This window comes from Candidatus Thermokryptus mobilis (genome assembly GCF_900070205.1).
GTDB classification, from domain to species: Bacteria; Bacteroidota; Ignavibacteria; order Kryptoniales; family Kryptoniaceae; genus Kryptonium; species Kryptonium mobile.
This window is the reverse complement of record NZ_FAOO01000002.1, coordinates 43616-62944: the sequence shown is the minus strand read 5'-3', so window position 1 is coordinate 62944 and position 19329 is coordinate 43616. Positions and strand designations below refer to the sequence as shown.

Below are 19329 nucleotides of genomic sequence, written 5' to 3'. Positions count from 1 at the left end.
AAATGCCCCTTGAGGATAGATTTGCTAATATGTGGAAGGAGTTTGAGGAAAAAGTTTTGCCATTTGTTAGTAAACCAGGTAGATATATCGGTAATGAGTTCAATATCCTCGTTAAGGAAGACGCTGAAGTTAAGATTGCTCTTTGTTTTCCGGATGTTTATGAGATAGGGATGTCTTACATTGGTTTTAAAATTCTTTATAACATCGTCAATAAAATTGAATGGGCATGTGCTGAAAGGGTTTATGCTCCTTGGACCGATGCTGAGGAACTTATGAGAAGAGAGGGGATACCTCTTTTTTCACTTGAGACGAAAAGACCATTAAGGGATTTTGATATCGTTGGCTTTACATTGCAGTATGAGCTTCACTATAGCAACATTTTAAATATGCTTGAACTTGGTCAGATACCTATTTTTTCAAGCGATAGGGGTGAAAGTGATCCGATCGTTATAGCTGGTGGTCCTGTTGCTTGTAATCCAGAGCCGATGTCGGCTTTTATAGATGCTTTCCTTCTTGGGGACGGGGAGAATTTGTTACCCCAGTTTCTTGAACTTTACCGTGAGATGAGGAAAAATGGAGCGAGCAGAGATGAGATTCTACTGACAGCGGGGAAGAAATTGCAAGGTGTATATGTCCCGAAATTTTACGAGCCAATTTATGAAGAAGGGAAATATAAAGGGATTAGGAAGTTATTTGATGAGCTTCCGTTGCCTGTGAAGAGAAATGTCATACCTGAGTTAAAGCCCGAGCATTATCCCGACAGACCCATTGTCCCGTTAATTGAAGTTGTACACGATAGATTTCAACTTGAGATCATGCGCGGATGCACCCAGGGCTGTAGATTTTGTAACGCCGGGATGATTTATAGACCTGTTCGTGAGAGAGCGGTTGATGATTTGATAAATGAGACGAGACGGGTTATTGAAAATACCGGTTACGAGGAGATGTCGTTTGTTTCGCTTTCCACTTCGGATTATTCTCTTCTCCCCGAGCTTATGGGCAGGAATTATGAAATTGTTAAGGAGAAAAAAGTTTCACCGAGTTTCCCTTCGCTTAGACCACAGACATATACCGTTGGAATTGCGAAGTTTACACGAGAGGGTGGAGCAAGCGGTTTAACTTTCGCACCCGAGGCTGGAACTGAGAGATTGCGCAGGGTGATAAATAAACAAAGCTCTGAAGATGATTTTTATCGTGCTGTTGAAATAGCCATTGATTATGGATGGCGACTTGTTAAACTTTATTTTATGATGGGTTTACCAACTGAGACATATGAAGACCTTGATGGGATTTTGCGTATAGCGAACAATGTTATTGAAATCGCACGCAGGAAAAAGGTTTATAATATGGAAGTTCATGTTTCTGTTTCACCATTTTCTCCGAAGGCGCACACACCATTTCAATGGGAGAGGCAGAATTCAATTGAAGAGCTCATTGATAAAACGCGCTATCTCAAATCAAAGAATAGATGCAGGAACATAAAACTTGATATCCGGGACCCCAGGGTTACGACGCTTGAGACAATCCTTGGGCGTGGCGATAGAAGAATTTCAAGGGTGATATACTCGGCTTGGAAAAATGGGGCGAAGTTTGACGCTTGGACTGATAAGATGAATTTTGATATTTGGGTGAAAGCAATGGAAGAAAATGGGTTAAAAATTGAAGATTACACCCGTGAGTTTGAAAAGGATGAGGTCTTCCCGTGGGATCACATATTTATGGGAGTTTTGAAGAAATTTCTCTGGCGCGATAGACAAAAGGCGTATCAAGAAGCAATGATACCTGACTGTAGACCCGAGGACATATGCCACGCTTGCGGAGCCTGTGATTTCAAAACCATAAAAATGTTGATAAGAAGTCAAGTTGATAAAAATTCAAGCTCAGATTTGAAAGGCGAATCCATCGCGCTCGGTGAGGATGTGATTTGGATTGACAAAACAGAGATTAATACAGCGAATCCATCAACGACTTTTTCATACAGGATGAAATATGCGAAAGAGGGTTATTTAAGATACATTTCACATCTTGATTTGATTCGGCTTTTCAATCGCATTTTCAGAAAGTCAGGGATAAAGGTTGCTTATACAAAAGGGTTTCATCCGCATCCTAAGTTTTCTTTTTCGCCTCCTCTTCCGCTTGGATATGAGAGCAAGTGTGAATACCTTGATTTTGAACTTGAGGAGGAGATTGAACCACTTGAAATCAAAATGCGCCTGATTCAAAATCTACCAGATGGTATGAGCATACTTGATGTGCGAAGGATTGAAAAAAGCAAGAAATCGCTTGACAGCCAGATAAATGTCTTTGAATATAAGGTTTATTTCAATGGGGGAAATCTTTCTGATTTGATTTCTAAGTTTCTTTCAAAGCGGGAAATTCTCGTTGAGCGTTCTAAAAATGGCGATGTCAAATTGATAAACATTCGCGAGTTCGTTCGGGATATTTTCATTGAGGATGATGGTTTTGTCGTCAGGTTGGAGCGTGGTAGTATGGGGGAAGTTCCGAAAGTTGATTTAGTGATTGGTAAGATTTTGGGTTTAGATGAAATTCAAGTTAAGAAAATTAAAGTTGTAAGAACTGGTCAATTTATTTTGGTTGATGGTTTCTTAATTGATCCAATTGAATATAATGTGATAAACAAATCAAGGGTTTCTTATGAGGAAGGAGATTTACATCAGCACCAAGAAGAAGGAAACACGTATAGCAGTACTTGAAGATGGGCAACTTGTTGAGTTGTTCTTTGAGAACCCGGAACAAGAGAGGATGGTTGGGGATATTTACCTTGGTAAAGTTGCAAGGGTTTTGCCCGGGATAAAGGCTGCTTTTATTAACATTGGGCATAAGCAGGATGCTTTTTTGCATTTCGCCGATATTGATAAGGCATCAATTGATGAGTTTTCGGATTTGCTTGGGGACGATACGAGTATAGATGAGATGTCAGAGGTTGAAGCGAAGAGCGAGCCTGTTGAAGCCAGATTACAACCGATAGAGACATCCGCGACTGGTCAGGGGGTAACCGAAGCTTACACACCCAGGAAATCGCATCTTTTAAAGAAGGGACAACCAATCCTCGTTCAAGTCATAAAAGAACCGCTTGGTAGAAAGGGCGCTCGCGTTACGACAAGGATAACTTTGCCTGGGAGATTTCTTGTTTTGATGCCATTTATGGAGAATAAAATCGGAATATCGCGTAAAATATCAAACCAAAAGGAAAGAAGGCGATTGAGGAATATCATAAGGGCTTTGCTTCCGGATGGATACGGTGTTATAGTTAGAACTGCTGCTGAAGGGAAGGATACAAAGACAATCCGTGGGGAACTTGAGCAACTTATAACGACTTGGGAGAAAATAGAAAAGATGCTTGCCGTTGAAAAGCCCCCAGCTTTACTTTATAAAGACCTTGGCGTGACTTCAAGTGTTATGCGAGACCTTTTGACGAAAGATGTTGAAAGGGTTGTCGTTGATTCAAAGTCGCTCTATCGTGAGATCGTTGCTTATGCAAGATGGGCTGCTCCAGACATAGTTGATAAGATTGAGCTTGATGAAACGGAGGATATTTTTGAAAAGTATGGTATAAACAGGGAGATTGAAAATTCGCTTGGAAGGAAAGTTTATTTGCGCGGTGGCTCATATATATTGATAGAGCAAACGGAAACGATGACGGTGATAGATGTTAACACTGGGAAATACGCCCCTCGGAAGGACCAGGAACAGGTCTCACTTAGGATAAATCTTGACGCTGCAAGGGAAATAGTTAGACAACTTAGGTTAAGGGATATTGGCGGTTTGATAGTTGTTGACTTCATTGACCTTGAAGATGAGAAAAGTAAAAAGCGCCTTTTGGATGAGCTTTTAAAGGAGTTCAAGAAGGATAGAGCTAAGGTTACCGTTTTGCCGATGTCTGAATTTGGTCTCGTTCAGATTACAAGGCAGAGGGTCAGGCCGAGCGTTTTTGAAAAATTTAGCGAACCGTGCCCAACTTGCGCTGGAACAGGTGTTATCTTCTTGAGGGATTTAATTTTTAGGAAAATTGAAAGATGGCTGACAAAGTTCAAAGCGATATCTTCAGAGAGAAATTTGATTTTTAAACTTCACCCAACGCTTGCCAAATTTATGAAAACGAGTTTAGCAGGAAGGATTAAAACTATAAAACTTATGTTGAGATACTTCATCAAGCTTAAGGTTGAACCAGACCCAACCCTTTCAGTTGAGGAGTTCAGGGTCGTTTCAGCTAAAACTGGGAAAGAATTAACTGAAACTTCACAAGTTCAACCGTTTCAATTTAATCCAAACAAACAGGAGCAAAAAAATGAAAATTTTTCTTGACACAGCAAACATTGACGAGATAAAGGAGGCTGTAAGCTGGGGCATACTTGATGGGGTTACGACAAATCCAAGTTTGGTTGCCAAAGAGAAAAGGGATTTTAAAGAACTGCTCCAGGAAATATGTTCAATTGTTGATGGTGATGTAAGTGCGGAGGTGATTTCAACGGATTTTGAAGGAATGGTTAAAGAAGCTAGGGAACTTGTTAAAATTTCGGATAACATCATCGTTAAGATACCGCTAATTAAAGATGGTTTAAAAGCGGTGAAGTTTCTCAAGTCCGAAGGGATAAGGGCTAATGTCACACTTTGTTTTTCGCCCACACAAGCAATCCTTGCAGCTAAGGCTGGTGCTTACTATATAAGTCCGTTTGTTGGACGGCTTGATGATATATCAAGTGATGGGATGAGTTTGATAAGGCAAATCGTTCAGATTTACAAAAATTATAACTTTGAGACCAAAGTACTTGTGGCAAGCGTAAGGCATCCAATGCATGTTGTTGAAGCCGGGTTAATAGGAGCTGATGTTGTAACTATGCCTTTTAAGGTCCTTGAGCAATTGATAAAGCATCCATTGACGGATATAGGACTTGAGAGATTTTTACAGGATTGGAAAAAAGCCCAAGCGGAACTCAAACTTGAAAAAGTAAGTTGAACACTTCCTTAAAAATTAATAAGAAGAATCCTTTATGAAAAGAACACCTTTTTACGAGATTCATCTTGAACTTGGAGCTAAAATAGCACCTTTTGCCGGTTATGAAATGCCGATTCAATACGAGGGGATAATCTCAGAGCACAAGCGTGTTCGTGAGTCCGTTGGCGTTTTTGATGTCTCGCATATGGGTGAGTTTAAAGTTAGTGGTAAGGATGCAATGAGGTTTCTTCAAAAGCTCACCGTCAATGATGTCTCAAAAATTTCACCTGGAAGAGCTCAATATTCAGCGATGTGTTATGAAAATGGGGGAATAGTTGATGACCTTTTGATTTATAACCTTGGTGATTATTACATGGTTGTTGTGAATGCAGCTAACATTGAAAAGGATTTTGAGTGGATGAAAAAGCATCTTGAAGGTGATGTTAATCTTGAAAACATAAGTGATGATGTCGCTCTTCTTGCCGTTCAAGGACCGAATTCTTTGGCGACTTTGCAGAAGCTTACAGATGTTGATTTGACCCAGATAAGGTATTATAGTTTCGTCAGGGGGAAGCTCGCTGGGTTGATATGATTATTTCGCGCACAGGTTACACGGGCGAGCTTGGTTTTGAACTTTATTTTGATGCCAAGCCTGATCTTTGTAGAAAGGTTTGGAATGCTGTTATGGAAGCAGGCAGAGAATTTAACATTGGTCCGGTTGGTCTTGGAGCAAGGGATACATTGAGAACTGAAATGGGATATATGCTCTATGGAAATGACATTGATCAAACGACAAATCCACTTGAAGCAGGGCTTGATTGGATCGTCAAGTTTGATAAAGGTGATTTCATCGGGAAGGAAAGTTTGCTTAAGGTGAAAAGTGAAGGGCTGAAAAGAAAACTTGTTGGGTTTGTCCTTGAGGATAAAGTACCACCAAGGCATGGATATGAAATTTTGAAGGGAGGGAATAAGATTGGTTATGTGACCAGTGGGACATTTTCACCTATACTTGAAAAGGGGATTGGGCTTGGTTATGTTGATGTGAAGTTTTCAAATCTGGGCGAGGAAATAACGATAAACGCAAGAGGCAGAGAACTTCCGGCAAAGGTTGTTTCCCTCCCCTTTGTTCCAAACAGAGCAAGGTAAAACAAAATATAGCGGGGGAAATGGAGTTAGATTTATATTTCACGCCTTTGCAAATTCAGGATGAATTAAGCTTGAAAGATAAAACTGTCATTGTTGTTGATGTTTTGAGAGCGTCAACAACCATATCAACCGCTCTTAAAAATGGTGCGAGGGTTATAATTCCAACTGCATCTGTTGAAAACGCAGTTAAGTATGCGTCAACGCTTGAACCTGGGTCTTTCCTTCTGTGTGGTGAAAGAGGTGGAAAGATAATTGATGGATTTGATCTCGGTAATTCTCCACTTGAATATACCGAGGAGAAAGTTAAGGGAAAAACATTGATCTATGCAAGCACGAACGGTTCCGTGGCTATAACTAAGACGAAGTATGCGAGGTATTCAATCATAGGGAGCTTTGTGAATGTTTCAACGGTAGTGAAGTTTGCCAAGGAAAATAGCGATGATATTTTGATCTTATGTTCGGGAAAATTCAATCGTTTCTGCCTTGAAGATGCTGTTTGCGCTGGGATGATTGCTTTTATGTTGACGAAAGGAAAACCGAAGAAAAAGTTGAAATTAAGTGATTCAGTAACAGCAGCTATTAAACTTTACAAGTTCTATGGTAGAAATCTTTTGAAGATGCTTCAAGAAAGTGAGCATGGCAGATTTCTCACAGAACTTGGTTTTGAAGATGATTTAAAGGTTTGCGCAGAGGTTGATTCAATCCCAGTTTTGCCGATTTATTCCGATGGAGTCATAAAAGCGGTTTAGAAAATTAAAAATCAAATTCAATGAAACATCTCGTTGCAGTTGCACAAATTGATTGTGTCCTTGGGGATTTGAGGCGAAACATTGAGAAACATATCCATTACATTGAACTTGCTATTAAAGAGGGTGCTAAGCTTATACTTTTCCCTGAGTTAAGTTTAACCGGCTATACCCTCAGGGACATAAACATTGATATTGCTGTAAATCCTTTCAAGTCAAATGTTTTTGATGATCTCAAAAAATTGAGCCGGGAGATAATTATAATTGCAGGTGGGGTTGAAGAGGGGGAAAGTTTTGGGATTTATAATTCGGCTTTTGTGTTTGAGGACGGTCAGATAAAATATGTTCATAGAAAGATTTATCCGCCGACATACGGGATGTTTGAGGAGTTGAGATATTTTTCAAGGGGAGATAGGGTTAGAGCGTTTGATACGAAAATTGGGCGTATTGGTGTTTTGATCTGTGAGGATCTATGGCATATTTCCTTGCCTTACATTCTTGCTGTTGACGGAGCGATGGTGATAGCTGGTCTTGCAGCAAGCCCAACAAGAATTTCTGGTGCCTCGGAGGAGCTGACGAATTATAAGATAAACTCCGAACATCATAAAACATACGCACGACTTTTGAGTGTTTATCTTCTTTTCAGCAATCGCGTTGGATACGAAGACGGGGTCAATTTCTGGGGCGGATCGGAGGTTGTGAACTCGGACGGGGAAGTCATCGCTGTTGCAAAACTTTTTGACGAGGATTTGATCTTTGCCGAAATTGACTATAACACGATAAAAAGGTCAAGGCAGTTTTCAAGACACTTTATTGATGAAGACCCCTATCTTTTTGAAAGGGAACTTAAGAGAATTTTAGGATCAAAATGAAAATCGGGATAACTTGTTATCCGACTTATGGAGGTAGCGGTGTCGTAGCAACTGAACTTGGGAAGGCACTTGCAGCACGAGGTCACGAAATCCATTTCATTTGTTATGCCGTCCCGATAAAACTTAACAAATTCCTTGACAACATTTATTTTCACGAGGTTGAACTTTATCAATATCCACTTTTTGAATTTCCGATTTATACCGATGCGCTCGCAAGCAGAATTATTGATGTTGCGAGATTCAATAAAATAGACATAATCCATGTTCATTATGCTATCCCTCACGCAACAAGCGCTATCTTGGCAAAGATGATACTTGGGGATAAGATCAAGGTTATAACTACGCTTCACGGGACTGACATCACTCTTGTGGGGCTTGAACCGAGTTTTACACCTGTCGTAAGATTTGGGATTGAATCAAGCGATGGTGTTACAGCTGTGTCAAGGTATCTTCGGGAGGTGACAATCTCAACTTATAACATCTCCCGCGAAATAGAGGTCATACCGAACTTCGTTGATACTGAACTTTTTAAGCCAATTAAAGATGCGCCCTTGCGAAAGAAAATAGCTCCAAATGGAGAAAAGGTTTTAATACATGTCTCAAATTTTAGAAAGGTTAAAAGGGTTCAGGATGTCGTTAGAGTTTTTGAAATTGTAAGAACTAAATTACCTTGTAAGCTTGTCTTTGTAGGTGATGGTCCAGAAAGAGGCGATGTTGAGAACCTTTGCCGAACGCTAAATTTATGTGACGATGTCATTTTCCTTGGGAAGCAAGAGGCATTGAATGAAATTTTGTGCTCGGCTGATATTTTCATTCTCCCAAGTCAGATGGAAAGTTTTGGGCTTTCGGCGCTTGAAGCGATGAGCTGTGGACTGCCAGTGGTAGCTACAAATGTCGGTGGTTTGCCAGAGGTTGTCTTGCATGGTGAGACGGGTTATCTCACAGAGGTAGGAAACATCAATAGGATGGCTTCATATATTGTTGAACTCCTTGAAGATAGAAACAGATACCGTGAATTTTCCGAAAAAGCAAGAGAAAGAGCCGAAAAATACTTTGACAAAAACCTCATCGTCCCGAAATATGAACAGTTTTATGAAAAAATTTTAAACCAAAATTGAATGTCAAAATGAAAATCACACGCTGGGACAAACCGTATAAACCCGACATTGAAGAACTCAAAAATATCCTCTATCAAGAGGGGACATATCCATTTGTCTGGATTGATGAACCCGGGACTTATTACGGGAATCACTCTCACGCATTTAATGAAATCAGATGGGTTGTAAGTGGCAGGATGAGATATGGCGTTGGTGAAGAGGAATTCGTCCTCGGTCCGGGCGATCGGCTTGATCTTCCAGCTGGAACAGTTCATTGGGCTAAGGTTGAGGGGAATGAGCCGGTAGTTTATCTTTGCGCTTCAAAGTAAAAGACCTTATCTTTTGAATCCGATTGCAAATTTTTTCAGCAAGTTGCGATCAACTTTAACCGCTGATTTGTTTTCACTAATTATTTGCTCATAAACTTCCTGACGATATATCAAGATATCCTCTGGTGCTTCAAATCCAAGTTTGATTTGATTGCCCGAGATTTCAAGCACGGTTATTTTTATGTTGTTTTGAATTATCACTGACTCTCCGGGTTTCCTTGAAAGCACAAGCATTTTAAAACTCATTAAGTTTTCTATGTGAATAGTTGGTGCGTTACCTCAAGTTCGGGGTCATCAAGTATTATCTGTTTTCCAAGTTTTTTTAACTTGTCAATCACAATAGGAGCTTTCAAATTCACACTGATCTTTAAAATATCCCTGTTCAGTGTCACTATTGTGAAGAGGGCAAAAATTTGTGGATCAAATCCGATTCTTTGATAATAATTTTCAATCACGAACGTTGGCTCAAGTACCGCAAAGCCGATTTCTGGCTCATCAATGGAGAACAACCAGCGGAATGGTTTGCATTCTTCATCTTCAACTATGATAAATTTTTTTAACTCCTCAAACCCAATAATCCCGTTTGGGAATGAGAGTATCATTTCATCGTCAAATTCAATTTCACCAAACTGTGAATTTTTTATCTTCATCTTAATTTGAACGATTTAATTTGAGATTTTGCTTAAAATCCCACTTTGTGTTGAAACTATGACGATGTCAACCCTTCTATTTTTTGCTCTGTTTTCCTCCGAATTGTTTGGAGCTATAGGTCTATATTCTGAGTATCCAGCGATTGAAATTTTCTCGGGGTTTACACCTTTGCTCATAAGATAATATGCTGTGTTTAATGCTCTTGCTACGGAAAGATGCCAGTTTGACGGAAACCTTGCACTTCTTATAGGTCTATCGTCCGTGTGCCCTTCAATTTTTATTTTATTTGGCAAAAGTTTTAGTATTTCAGCTATTGTATCAAGGACCGCCTTTGCCTCCGGTTTGAGTTCTGCACTGCCTGACTCAAAGAGCAATCGCTCAAGCAAATGTATTGTCAATCCCTCTGGGGATGTTGTAACTATGATTTTCCTTGATTGAATGTTTGTGCTTAAAATTGCATTGATTTGAACTTCAAGCTTTTGCTGGGTTGAACTTGTTTGATAGGTGCTTGCTTGTGCCTCTGAGCCCGACCGCTGTGGAGCGGGTGTGACGAGAAGACCCTTACCACCGGAGAGAACCCCGCCACCACCGAACAACTGGCTAAATGCGGAAATCCATTGCTGATACTTGTTCAGATCTATTTGTGACATTGAATAAAGCACAACGAAAAGACCAAGCAAAAGCGTGATCAAGTCAGCATAAGTTATGAGCCATCGTTCAAGGTTTTCATGTTCCTCGTGATGTCCTTTCTTCTTCCTTGACATTTTCAGTCCTCTATTTTTTGCTCGCTTATCGGAAACATTGAGTAAAGTTTCGTCTTGATGATTGTTGGGACCTCACCTGCTTGAATTGCTAAGACACCCTCAACGATTATTTCTAACAGGATTTTTTCTTCGGCGTGAATCGCTTTTAATCTATCAGCTATCGGAAGCCAAATTATATTTGCACTAAAGACACCCCAAAGCGTCGCTATGAAAGCACTCGCTATATGACGTATTAGTTCATTTGGATCGCCTCCAGCATTCGCAAGTGTTGAAATTAATCCCATAACAGTTCCAATTATTCCCATTGTTGGGGCGTATCCACCCATCTTTTGAAATACAGTTGCATTCGCCATGTGTCGCTCGGTTATGTAGTTTATCTCAACATCTGCTATTTCACGGATTGTCTCCGGGTCAGTTCCATCTATGGCAAGTCGCAACATCTTTTTTAAAAAAGGATGAGACACATTGTTTACTTCCTTTTCAAGTGCAAGTATCCCATCTTTCCTAGCTATGATTGCATAATTTACTATCGTCTCTATTGTCTCAACTACATTGAATTTAGGTGGTATAAGCGCAAGTTTTATAAAGCTGGGTATCTTAAAAAATATCTTCGCAGGTGAGCCGATCATAGCTGTTGCGATTGTCCCACCAAAGACGATCAACATCGCAGGGATCAAAATCAGAGCCCCAAGCGTTCCACCTTCAAGAAGAAACGAACCGAAAATTGACAACACCCCAAGTATTAAACCAGCAATCGTTCCGAATTCAAATGTAGAGTTGTTCTTCATCGCAGATAATCAATTATTGACTTTTGAATTATTTTCCCAGCGAGCATATATGCTGATTCAAGTATTAATTGACCCTTTTGTAAATTTATAGCTTGTTGTGCTATGTCGGTATCTTGCCTTATTGATAGAAGTTCTGTGAGAATAAGGTTTTGTTTTTCAATTTGCTTTCTCAAAAGATTAAATCTATTCACCAAAGCCCCGACCTCAGATGAATTGCTCACAATGTTTTCAAAGAGTTGCTCAAACCTTTGCAATAGGGAGATGTCAGGTTTGATTTTGTTTTTCAAAGAATTTTTGATTTGATGCACGAGGTCAAAAATCTCCCTCCCACCGAAGATCTCCTCAACTGTGAAATTTACTTTCTCATACACGCCATCGTTGACCTCAAACTTTATCTCACCGTTTGACAAGTCCGAAATCAATAGGTCGTTTTTTTCATCGTATGAAAATGGTTTGACCTTTGTATTCGTCCCGTTGAAAATATATTTCCCCTTGAAATTTGTATTCGCAGAATCAAGCAACTGCTTGAAAAGTTCTCCCAACCTGTTCGCATAAGTTTCGTAATCTGGCTCCCTTGCTGAGTTTGAGATCTCAACGAGTAGGGATTTTATATCAATCAAAGTGTTGATGAAATTGTCAAGTGCATCACCAGTTGCGGTTAAGAAGTCAATGGCGTCGTCAATGTTTTTTTGAAATTGTTCATTTCTGTTTATCATCGCTTTCAAATTCATTATTGAATTTGCGATATAAGGGTTGTCTGATACGGTGTTGATTTCTTTGCCAGTTGCAATTTTAAGCTGAACTTGATTTATCTTTTCTCTCGTCTTGTCTATGTTGTCGATCAAATTTTTTATCACTGTTAATTCGGTGATTCGCATATCCGAGATCAATTTTGTTTTATCTAACCATTGAAAGTATAGTGTCAATCATTTCATTTACGCTTTGTATCACCCTTGCTGAGGCTTCAAACATTTTTTGAAACTTTATCATATTCAACATCTCTTCATCAATTGAAACACCAGAAGCGGAATCTCGCTGTGATTCAAGTTGATTTAAAATCATCTTTTGTAAGTTCTCATTATCCGAGCTTATTTTTGACCTTAAGCCGATATCGCTTACAATTGAATTATAAAAGTTGGTTATGTTTTCATCCTTTCTCAGTCCTGCGATTGCGAGCGCCACCTGATTATCACCGGGGTTTCCATCAATTGAAGTTGCAATTTTATTCGGATTTTCAAGGATTGCTTTGTTAACTTGAATGCTTCCCGAACCAGTCCCGACAAAGAAATCAAGACCCGTAGCCCCGTTAATGCCATATCCAAGCCGATGTATATCGTTAATCTTTTTTATCAAGTTCAAAGCGAGACGATCAAATCCCTCAATCACATCCGGGATCAGGTCATTGAACGAATTCTGAAGCATGAAAATCTCCCCAGAATTAAGCTTCGCTTCTATCCCATCGTCGGTTGAGATTAATTTAACTTTACCGTCAAAGAATTTCATCTCAATCTTTTTAACCTGTTCCCTATTCACAATGGTGACGCCACCGGCGTTAATTTTTACGGCACCGCTTTCGTCAAATGATGCAACGAAATCCACAAGTTTTGAAAGTTCATTTAATTTTTGATTTATCTTGTCCTTTATATCGTTCGTTTCAGCACCAGAGTTGTAAAGATTCACAGCTTCTCGGTTTAATTTGCCAATTTCAGCGATGATTTCGTTCAGATTTTTAACCTTCGCATCCATTTCGGACAATATGTCTTTTTTCATCCCAAGCATAGAGTTGAAAATGTCGTTAAACCTTTGTGAAAGTGCCTTCGCGCTTTGAACGACGGTGACACGTAAAGCCCTGTCCTCGGGATTTTTGGCTAAATCATCAAAAGCGTTGAAAAATTTTTCAATTAACCGCCCAAGCCCAACCTCGCTGGGTTCATTTATTATAGTTTCAATCCTTGAGAAAATTTCACGCTCAACGGAATGATTCCCAAGTGAGTTTAGAGTTTTTCTTATCTCACCTTCAATGAAGATGTCTCGGATTTGTTTTATGCCGACGACTTTTACGCCCGGGTTTATCATTCCGAGCTTTGATGACAAAACATCGCTACTGCTTAATTCAACCCTTTGCCTTGTGTAACCTGGTGTGTTTGCATTTGAAACATTGTGGCTTGTAACCTCAAGCCCAATTCTTGACGAATGAATCCCTTTCTTTGCACTCTCAATTATACTGAACAATCCAGCCATAAGAATTAAACCTTTTTATTTACTTTGTTTGCCTCATCAAAAAATTCAAGTAGCTTTTTAGTGAACGCAAGTGAGTGTGAAATCAAATATCTATTCTCAAAGTTTATTCGCTTTATATCGCTTAAAAGTGAAATCAACTCATCCTTTTCATTTCCTAACCCTTTGATCATGTCCACATTAAAAGATATCTCAGAAACAATCGCTTCAGCTTCTCTTGTTCTTTTTTCAATCTCATCGTAGTTTAATGATACGATCGCCTTTTGTTTTTCCTCAAGCGTTTCCTTCAATGCTTTCAATTTCCATTTCAATTTGGTCAAAATCTCTGTCGGCTTCTCATTGCCCTTCATTCTTATCTCTGGTTTGTTCAAAAAATTTTAAATACCTCATAACTTTCCCGACATACTCTATCGTCTCTGGGAAAGGTGGAATACCACCAAATTTTTCCACATTTTCAGGTCCGGCATTGTAACCTGCTATCGCAAGTTTTATATCGCCGTTAAATCTGTCAAGCAGGTAGCGAAGATATTTAACGCCACCGTATATATTTTCGGCAGGATGCCATATATTCTTTACACCGACGAGTTGGGCAGTTGAATCAATAAGTTGCATTAAACCCTTTGCGCCCTTCGGTGAGATTGCAAAGAGATCCCCGGACGATTCAACCGCGATTATCGCTTTAATAATCTCAGCTGGAATGTTAAACTCCGACGAAGCCCTTTTGATTATTTCGTCAAAGCGATTGATTTTTTTAATCAACGGTTCGCCATAATTGATTGATTTGCTTTTTTGCTTTTGTAGATTTGTGGGTTTTTTCATCTCGTCTTTTTCAGTTTGCTGTGGGTTATCGGCGGTGATTTTCGCGTCTCGTTTTTCAAGCTCTTTGTAGATAAGTTCAGCTATACCAAATTTCCCATTTTTGGCTAAATGTTTTGACATCTCAATGTAAAATATGCTATCCAAGACATCGGAGCCGAAATCGTCACCGCCGAAGATTGAATTTTTATCGTCGCCGAGTTTCATCATTGACTTGAGCATAAAGTTTAAAAATATCGCTTCAAAATTCTCCGCTGTTTCCTTGAGGCGAAGTTTTCCGCCTTGGTCTTGAATTTTTTCGCTTTGAATGACTTTATTTAGTTCACCTGTGTAAATTTTCATTCTTCACATTATGATTAGTTCTGCCTTCAATGCACCAGCTTCTTTAAGCGCTTGGAAAATCGCAATTATATCCCTTGGCAAAACTTTTAAGGCGTTCAAAGCTCTTGCTATGTCTTGAACGGTTGCAACACCCTCAATCGCGCTGACAATTGTAGTGTCTTGATAAACATTTACTGTTGTAAGTTGCGTTACAACGGTTCGTCCCAATGAGAAAGGAGCTGGCTGTGAGATCACAGGAACAGCTTGTATTTCAATATGTATCCCACCGTGAGAGATCGCAACTGGGGAAATTGTGACATTTTCGCCTACGACAATTGTCCCCGTCCTCTCGTTTATCACAACCTTCGCAACAGCATCAGGTTGAACATCAATTGATTCAATTTGAGATATGAAGTCAACAATTTTATCATTACTTTTGAAATTTTCAGGCACTTTTATAAAAATGGATGAAGCATCAATTGCATAAGCGATGTTTAAATTAAATTTTGAGTTAATTGAATCGGCAATTCTCTTGGCAGTTGTGAAATCCGCCTGTCTTAGGACAAGCTCAATCTTATCGTCGTTAAAGAGATTAACAGGTATTGGCTTCTCAATTATAGCTCCGTTTGGAATTCGTCCAGTTGTAGTTACATTTCTTCTGTATTCGGTTCCCGTTGCTGTGATGATGCCAAATCCACCAATTGATATTGGACCTTGAGCTACTGCATAAACCGTGCCGTCGGCTCCAGCAAGTGGGGTCATAAGCAAACTCCCACCGTGTAAACTCGTCGCGTCCCCAATTGATGAAACGATTACATCAACAGACGAACCTTCCTTTGCAAATGGTGGGATCGTCGCTATGACCATCACAGCTGCGACATTTCTCGTCCTGAGATTTTCGTCCGTCACAGTTATCCCAAACCTTTTCAACATACTTACAACAGATTGAACAGTAAAACTTGCCCTCCTTGTATCCCCAGTCCCGTTAAGACCGACAACGAGACCATAACCTATAACTTGATAGCCAGCTGTACCTTTAATATAAGCGATGTCTTTTATCCTCGTGCTGAAAGATAAACTTTGACAAAGTAAAATTAGAAAAATTAACCTACGCATCTCGGTTAAAAATTTTATTTAAAATAGCCAGTGCAATAATCTCGTTATCCAACTTGGGCTCTGATTTCTGTAAGTCATCCCCTTGCCAGAAAATTCAATCTCAGCGTTTGCAATGTTATAAGAGAAAACACTGTTGTCCCAATTCACATCGCTTGGTCGCACAACACCTTTTATCCTTATGATTTGAGCATCACCATTTATACTAACTTTTCTCTTCCCCTCAATCACCAAATTTCCAGCCGAATCAATTCCGACGACTTTAGCACTTATCTTTGCCTTGACAGCCCCGCGTGATGAAGTTGAACCTTGACCTTTGAATTCATTCTCGGTCCCAATTGAAAAACCTGATTCAGGTATGAAGCTCAAAGCCCCGCTACCAGAAACAGAACCATTTATATTTCCTGACCTTGAAGTACTTCTCTTGATGTTGTTCTCAGCGGATGAAACCTCTATCACAATTATCGTTATGACATCACCGACTTTAAAGGCTTTATGATCGGAAAAAATTGACCTCTGAATTACCTCTTGTGATTTTAGATTAAGCGAAGCAAATGCGAAAAACAAAGCGAGAATTTTCTTCACCATGTTTAAACCTATTTTTTTAATTTTCAATCTCAACCGCAACGACTCCTCTACCAATGACCCTTCCAAAAATCAATTTCCCAGAGCTAATGTTTAAAACCCTGACGTTATCATTTAATCTTCCGCTTCCCTTTGCTATACCCTCGGTTTCAACTTTTACATTCCCAACTATTGCAAGGATTTTTACTTTTTCACCGGAAACGACAATTGGCAAATCCTCAAAGTAGCTTTCAAAGGCTATCTCACCTTCCCTTAAAAATTTTTTCAATCTTTTACCCAAGACATCTCTTTTGTCCTTTATGAGGTCACCCCTTAAAAAAGTTGTTTCAACCCTTTCAACTGTAAACATATTTTCATCAACAATCTCACCCCTTTTCAAGTCCCTTTTGGCTATCAGGACATCCTCAAATGTTCTGATAAAGGTTTGAACCGTGAAATCCTCGCACAAGCTGTCTTTGGTGTAAGACCTCACTTTAAAAGTTTGATAAAGGCGTGGTTTAATTATGTTTTTTTGCACGATTTCAAATCTACAGCTGTCGCATTTGAGAAATCTTCTAACATCGCTTTTTATCTCAACAACGAATTCAATCTTATCGTAAGCAAACCTTTGGTTCAGAAACTTAACAATTTCACTTTTCAGGGCTTCAACATCACATCTTGTCAATACCGCTTGTAGCAAAGCTATTTGAAAAAGAAAATAGATCATCTTTCATCGTTTCAAATTGTTTGCCATTTGAAGCATTTCTTCAACTGTCTTTATCGTCTTTGAGTTAATTTCGTAAGCACGCTGGGCGATTATCATATTGACCATTTCCTCAACGATGTCAACATTTGAAGTTTCAAGATATCCTTGCATCAACTCGCCAAACCCTTCACTTCCTGGGGTTCCGAATATCGGTTGACCCGATGCCTGCGTTTCAACATAAAGGTTATTGCCAATGCTTCTCAAACCAGCTGGGTTTACAAACTTGACGAGTTCAATTCTTCCTATCTCAACAGGTTCAGTTTCTCCCGAATTTAAAATTTCAACTATTCCATCTCTGCTTATGCTTATTGCGACGGCTGTCTCAGGTATGATAATTTCTGGCTCAAGAATATAACCTGTGGAGTTAACAAGTCGTCCGTCGCGTGAGAGTTTAAAAGAGCCATCCCTTGTGTAGGCAATTGTCCCGTCGGGCTTTCTGACTTGGAAGAAACCGTCGCCATTTATCGCAACATCAAGTGGATTGTCCGTCGGCTGAAGGTCCCCTTGCTTGAAATCCCTCAATGTTGCCACCACTTGTACGCCTGTCCCAATTTGAATTTCCCCGGGGCTTTGTGTGTTCTCGTTTTGATTGGCAGAAACGGGAGCCTTTAAAATTTGATACATCAAATCTTGAAACTCGGCTCTGCTCCTTTTAAACGATGTCGTGTTCACATTAGCAAGATTATGAGCTATGACATCAATGTTCAATTGTTGTGCGAACATCCCAGAAGCTGCTGTCCTTAATGCCCTTTCCATTGCGTTATCAATTTTTTTGTTTTCAATTTGATCTTTAAAAGAAAACCCTTGAATAAACAGAACAAAAGCGTCCGCCAAAAACTTGAGCCGTAACCTTCAACCTCAAAATCCTCGCTCTGAAACTTGACACAGCAAAATATCCTCTCTCCCTCTTTGTAACTCGTTAAGTAAATCATTTTTATAACTTTCCAAGTTCATTTGCCTTTGTCAGTGTTTCCTCCTGATGCTGAACCGCCTTGTAACTTGATTCATAACTTCTGTTCGCTTCTATCATCCTCACCATTTCCTCTATTGCATTGACATTTGACTCCTCAAGAAAGCCCTGGTAAATTTCAAATCCCTCTGAGATTTCAACTTCCCCAGCTTCATCATCCGCCCTGAAATATGTCCCCGATTCTTTTCTAAGCTTGCTTAAATCGTTAAACCAAACGATTTTGATCTTGTCAATCAACTTATCTTTGATGTAAAGTTCGCCTTTTTGAGTTATCTTTATGTCGGCATCTTTGAGCTTATCAACATCGGGTAATTTTATTTCCCCACCGTTTCCAACCAAAGCATCTCCATTTGCATTTACGATTTTACCATCTGATGTGATCGTGAAATTCCCATTCCTCGTATATCTTGGACCACTTTTTGTTTGAATGACAAAAAATCCCATGCCATTTATCGCTATGTCAAAAGGATTGCCAGTTTGCTTTAAATTTCCCTGGTCAAAACTTGTGTATTCAGTTATGTAAAGACCGCTCAGTTCATTTCCGCCGTTTCTGTTTATGTCAAGCACCGCACTATGAAGTATCCTGACGAATATGTTGTCTTTTTTAAATCCCGTTGTATCAATGTTTGCGAGATTGTTCGCAATGACATCAATTTTAAGCTTGTTTGGCATCATACCAACAGCTGATGTGTAAATCCCTTTTATCATGACTTTTTATTTCCATTTCTTAATTAAATTGTTCCGACCAAAGTTTTTTAAATTCATAAGAAGTTCAATTTCACCATAGCCAACTTTGTATTTTTTAGCGACTTTTTTCATTTCCGAGCCCTTCTCAATTTCATCAATTATCTTTTCATATCCTTTCAATCTTTCCACTTCCTTGGCTCTCAAATTCAATAGAAGTTCAACTTCACCCTGACCGATATTATATCTTTTTGCAAGTTTTATAAGCTCATTTTCGTTAAATTCTTCGTTAAGGTTTTCATCTTTAACGCTTTCGGTTAACATTTCCTCGTTTAATTGTTCTTCAAAACTTTTATCGGCATAAATTAAATTTTCTTTAACTGCTTCCTTTACTTCGGCATGCCTGTTTAGAAATTTCAAAGCGAATCTAAAACCTAGCAGAAATAAAAGCGTGATTGAAATCGTAATTAAAATCATTATATAAATCGGGTTTGCCATTTTCTCGTC

At 39.3% G+C, this 19329-nt stretch carries 21 protein-coding genes and 1 pseudogene; 8 read left to right on the top strand and 14 right to left on the bottom strand.

Features of this window, described 5'->3' with window-relative positions; all coding sequences use genetic code 11:
• Positions 1-2 precede the first annotated feature (2 nt).
• The 8 genes and pseudogenes from FKZ43_RS01470 (at position 3) to FKZ43_RS01435 (ending at position 9147) form a co-directional block, all read left to right on the top strand.
• The gene (locus FKZ43_RS01470) at positions 3-2714 is read left to right on the top strand and encodes a TIGR03960 family B12-binding radical SAM protein (RefSeq protein ID WP_140944101.1); all 2712 of its coding nucleotides are present in this window, start codon (positions 3-5) and stop codon (positions 2712-2714) included.
• Positions 2656-4326: an Rne/Rng family ribonuclease gene (locus FKZ43_RS01465; RefSeq protein ID WP_140944100.1), complete on the top strand. Its 1671-nt coding sequence runs from the start codon at positions 2656-2658 to the stop codon at positions 4324-4326. The genes FKZ43_RS01470 and FKZ43_RS01465 overlap by 59 nt, the downstream gene beginning before the upstream one ends.
• Entirely contained in the window at positions 4310-4978 is a 669-nt protein-coding gene (fsa, locus tag FKZ43_RS01460) for a fructose-6-phosphate aldolase (protein ID WP_140944099.1), read from the top strand. The genes FKZ43_RS01465 and fsa overlap by 17 nt, the downstream gene beginning before the upstream one ends.
• A gap of 34 nt (positions 4979-5012) precedes the next feature.
• A pseudogene (gcvT, locus tag FKZ43_RS01455) lies at positions 5013-6103 on the top strand (glycine cleavage system aminomethyltransferase GcvT).
• 20 nt (positions 6104-6123) lie between these two features.
• Positions 6124-6852, top strand: a complete 729-nt coding sequence (locus tag FKZ43_RS01450) for a 2-phosphosulfolactate phosphatase (protein ID WP_140944098.1) — start codon at positions 6124-6126, stop codon at positions 6850-6852.
• 20 nt (positions 6853-6872) lie between these two features.
• A complete protein-coding gene (locus FKZ43_RS01445; RefSeq protein WP_140944097.1) occupies positions 6873-7721 on the top strand; it encodes a nitrilase-related carbon-nitrogen hydrolase in 849 nt (282 codons plus the stop codon).
• A complete protein-coding gene (gene bshA / locus FKZ43_RS01440; protein ID WP_140944096.1) occupies positions 7718-8839 on the top strand; it encodes an N-acetyl-alpha-D-glucosaminyl L-malate synthase BshA in 1122 nt (373 codons plus the stop codon). Before FKZ43_RS01445 ends, bshA begins: the two co-directional genes overlap by 4 nt.
• Before the next feature lie 8 nt (positions 8840-8847).
• Positions 8848-9147 (top strand): cupin domain-containing protein, encoded by a 300-nt coding sequence (locus tag FKZ43_RS01435; protein ID WP_140944095.1) that lies wholly within the window; start codon positions 8848-8850, stop codon positions 9145-9147.
• Positions 9148-9153: 6 nt separating this feature from the next.
• On the opposite strand, the gene csrA is transcribed toward FKZ43_RS01435, so the two are convergent.
• The 14 genes from csrA to FKZ43_RS01365 all read right to left on the bottom strand — a co-directional run bounded on the left by csrA (position 9154) and on the right by FKZ43_RS01365 (position 19320).
• On the bottom strand, positions 9154-9381 hold the full coding sequence (csrA, locus tag FKZ43_RS01430) for a carbon storage regulator CsrA (RefSeq protein ID WP_140944094.1): 228 nt from the start codon (positions 9379-9381) through the stop codon (positions 9154-9156).
• Positions 9382-9401: 20 nt separating this feature from the next.
• The gene (gene fliW, locus FKZ43_RS01425; RefSeq protein ID WP_140944093.1) at positions 9402-9797 is read right to left on the bottom strand and encodes a flagellar assembly protein FliW; all 396 of its coding nucleotides are present in this window, start codon (positions 9795-9797) and stop codon (positions 9402-9404) included.
• A 15-nt stretch (positions 9798-9812) separates the two neighbouring features.
• Positions 9813-10562 carry an OmpA/MotB family protein gene (locus FKZ43_RS01420; protein ID WP_140944092.1) on the bottom strand — a complete coding sequence of 250 codons (750 nt, stop codon included), beginning with the start codon at positions 10560-10562 and terminating at the stop codon, positions 9813-9815.
• Positions 10563-10564: 2 nt separating this feature from the next.
• Positions 10565-11350, bottom strand: a complete 786-nt coding sequence (locus FKZ43_RS01415) for a motility protein A (RefSeq protein ID WP_140944091.1) — start codon at positions 11348-11350, stop codon at positions 10565-10567.
• Complete coding sequence (flgL, locus tag FKZ43_RS01410) at positions 11347-12228, bottom strand: flagellar hook-associated protein FlgL (RefSeq protein ID WP_140944090.1); 882 nt, start codon at positions 12226-12228, stop codon at positions 11347-11349. The genes FKZ43_RS01415 and flgL overlap by 4 nt, the downstream gene beginning before the upstream one ends.
• 19 nt (positions 12229-12247) lie before the next feature.
• Positions 12248-13591 carry a flagellar hook-associated protein FlgK gene (gene flgK / locus FKZ43_RS01405; protein WP_140944089.1) on the bottom strand — a complete coding sequence of 448 codons (1344 nt, stop codon included), beginning with the start codon at positions 13589-13591 and terminating at the stop codon, positions 12248-12250.
• Positions 13592-13596: 5 nt separating this feature from the next.
• On the bottom strand, positions 13597-13938 hold the full coding sequence (locus FKZ43_RS01400; RefSeq protein ID WP_140944088.1) for a flagellar protein FlgN: 342 nt from the start codon (positions 13936-13938) through the stop codon (positions 13597-13599).
• Complete coding sequence (locus FKZ43_RS01395) at positions 13925-14746, bottom strand: transglycosylase SLT domain-containing protein (RefSeq protein WP_140944087.1); 822 nt, start codon at positions 14744-14746, stop codon at positions 13925-13927. Before FKZ43_RS01395 ends, FKZ43_RS01400 begins: the two co-directional genes overlap by 14 nt.
• Before the next feature lie 3 nt (positions 14747-14749).
• The gene (locus FKZ43_RS01390; RefSeq protein ID WP_140944086.1) at positions 14750-15841 is read right to left on the bottom strand and encodes a flagellar basal body P-ring protein FlgI; all 1092 of its coding nucleotides are present in this window, start codon (positions 15839-15841) and stop codon (positions 14750-14752) included.
• 18 nt (positions 15842-15859) lie between these two features.
• A complete protein-coding gene (locus FKZ43_RS01385) occupies positions 15860-16453 on the bottom strand; it encodes a flagellar basal body L-ring protein FlgH (protein ID WP_140944085.1) in 594 nt (197 codons plus the stop codon).
• A complete protein-coding gene (flgA, locus tag FKZ43_RS01380; RefSeq protein WP_140944084.1) occupies positions 16443-17129 on the bottom strand; it encodes a flagellar basal body P-ring formation chaperone FlgA in 687 nt (228 codons plus the stop codon). Before flgA ends, FKZ43_RS01385 begins: the two co-directional genes overlap by 11 nt.
• Positions 17130-17132: 3 nt before the next feature.
• The gene (flgG, locus tag FKZ43_RS01375) at positions 17133-17924 is read right to left on the bottom strand and encodes a flagellar basal-body rod protein FlgG (RefSeq protein WP_140944083.1); all 792 of its coding nucleotides are present in this window, start codon (positions 17922-17924) and stop codon (positions 17133-17135) included.
• Between the two features lie 178 nt (positions 17925-18102).
• On the bottom strand, positions 18103-18846 hold the full coding sequence (gene flgF / locus FKZ43_RS01370; RefSeq protein ID WP_140944082.1) for a flagellar basal-body rod protein FlgF: 744 nt from the start codon (positions 18844-18846) through the stop codon (positions 18103-18105).
• A gap of 6 nt (positions 18847-18852) precedes the next feature.
• Positions 18853-19320, bottom strand: coding sequence for a hypothetical protein (locus FKZ43_RS01365; RefSeq protein WP_140944081.1), 468 nt, complete (start codon positions 19318-19320; stop codon positions 18853-18855).
• Between the last annotated feature and the right edge of the window lie 9 nt (positions 19321-19329).

Coding starts and splice junctions, on each gene's coding strand:
- FKZ43_RS01390 (WP_140944086.1), bottom strand. CDS start 15,841: ATGCGTAGGTTAATTTTTCTAATTTTACTTTGTCAAAGTTTATCTTTC.
- FKZ43_RS01365 (WP_140944081.1), bottom strand. CDS start 19,320: ATGGCAAACCCGATTTATATAATGATTTTAATTACGATTTCAATCACG.
- flgK (WP_140944089.1), bottom strand. CDS start 13,591: ATGGCTGGATTGTTCAGTATAATTGAGAGTGCAAAGAAAGGGATTCAT.
- FKZ43_RS01445 (WP_140944097.1), top strand. CDS start 6,873: ATGAAACATCTCGTTGCAGTTGCACAAATTGATTGTGTCCTTGGGGAT.
- FKZ43_RS01470 (WP_140944101.1), top strand. CDS start 3: ATGCCCCTTGAGGATAGATTTGCTAATATGTGGAAGGAGTTTGAGGAA.
- flgL (WP_140944090.1), bottom strand. CDS start 12,228: ATGCGAATCACCGAATTAACAGTGATAAAAAATTTGATCGACAACATA.
- flgA (WP_140944084.1), bottom strand. CDS start 17,129: ATGATCTATTTTCTTTTTCAAATAGCTTTGCTACAAGCGGTATTGACA.
- fsa (WP_140944099.1), top strand. CDS start 4,310: ATGAAAATTTTTCTTGACACAGCAAACATTGACGAGATAAAGGAGGCT.
- FKZ43_RS01420 (WP_140944092.1), bottom strand. CDS start 10,562: ATGTCAAGGAAGAAGAAAGGACATCACGAGGAACATGAAAACCTTGAA.
- FKZ43_RS01435 (WP_140944095.1), top strand. CDS start 8,848: ATGAAAATCACACGCTGGGACAAACCGTATAAACCCGACATTGAAGAA.
- bshA (WP_140944096.1), top strand. CDS start 7,718: ATGAAAATCGGGATAACTTGTTATCCGACTTATGGAGGTAGCGGTGTC.
- flgG (WP_140944083.1), bottom strand. CDS start 17,924: ATGGAAAGGGCATTAAGGACAGCAGCTTCTGGGATGTTCGCACAACAA.
- flgF (WP_140944082.1), bottom strand. CDS start 18,846: ATGATAAAAGGGATTTACACATCAGCTGTTGGTATGATGCCAAACAAG.
- FKZ43_RS01465 (WP_140944100.1), top strand. CDS start 2,656: ATGAGGAAGGAGATTTACATCAGCACCAAGAAGAAGGAAACACGTATA.
- FKZ43_RS01415 (WP_140944091.1), bottom strand. CDS start 11,350: ATGAAGAACAACTCTACATTTGAATTCGGAACGATTGCTGGTTTAATA.
- fliW (WP_140944093.1), bottom strand. CDS start 9,797: ATGAAGATAAAAAATTCACAGTTTGGTGAAATTGAATTTGACGATGAA.
- FKZ43_RS01400 (WP_140944088.1), bottom strand. CDS start 13,938: ATGAAGGGCAATGAGAAGCCGACAGAGATTTTGACCAAATTGAAATGG.
- FKZ43_RS01395 (WP_140944087.1), bottom strand. CDS start 14,746: ATGAAAATTTACACAGGTGAACTAAATAAAGTCATTCAAAGCGAAAAA.
- csrA (WP_140944094.1), bottom strand. CDS start 9,381: ATGCTTGTGCTTTCAAGGAAACCCGGAGAGTCAGTGATAATTCAAAAC.
- FKZ43_RS01450 (WP_140944098.1), top strand. CDS start 6,124: ATGGAGTTAGATTTATATTTCACGCCTTTGCAAATTCAGGATGAATTA.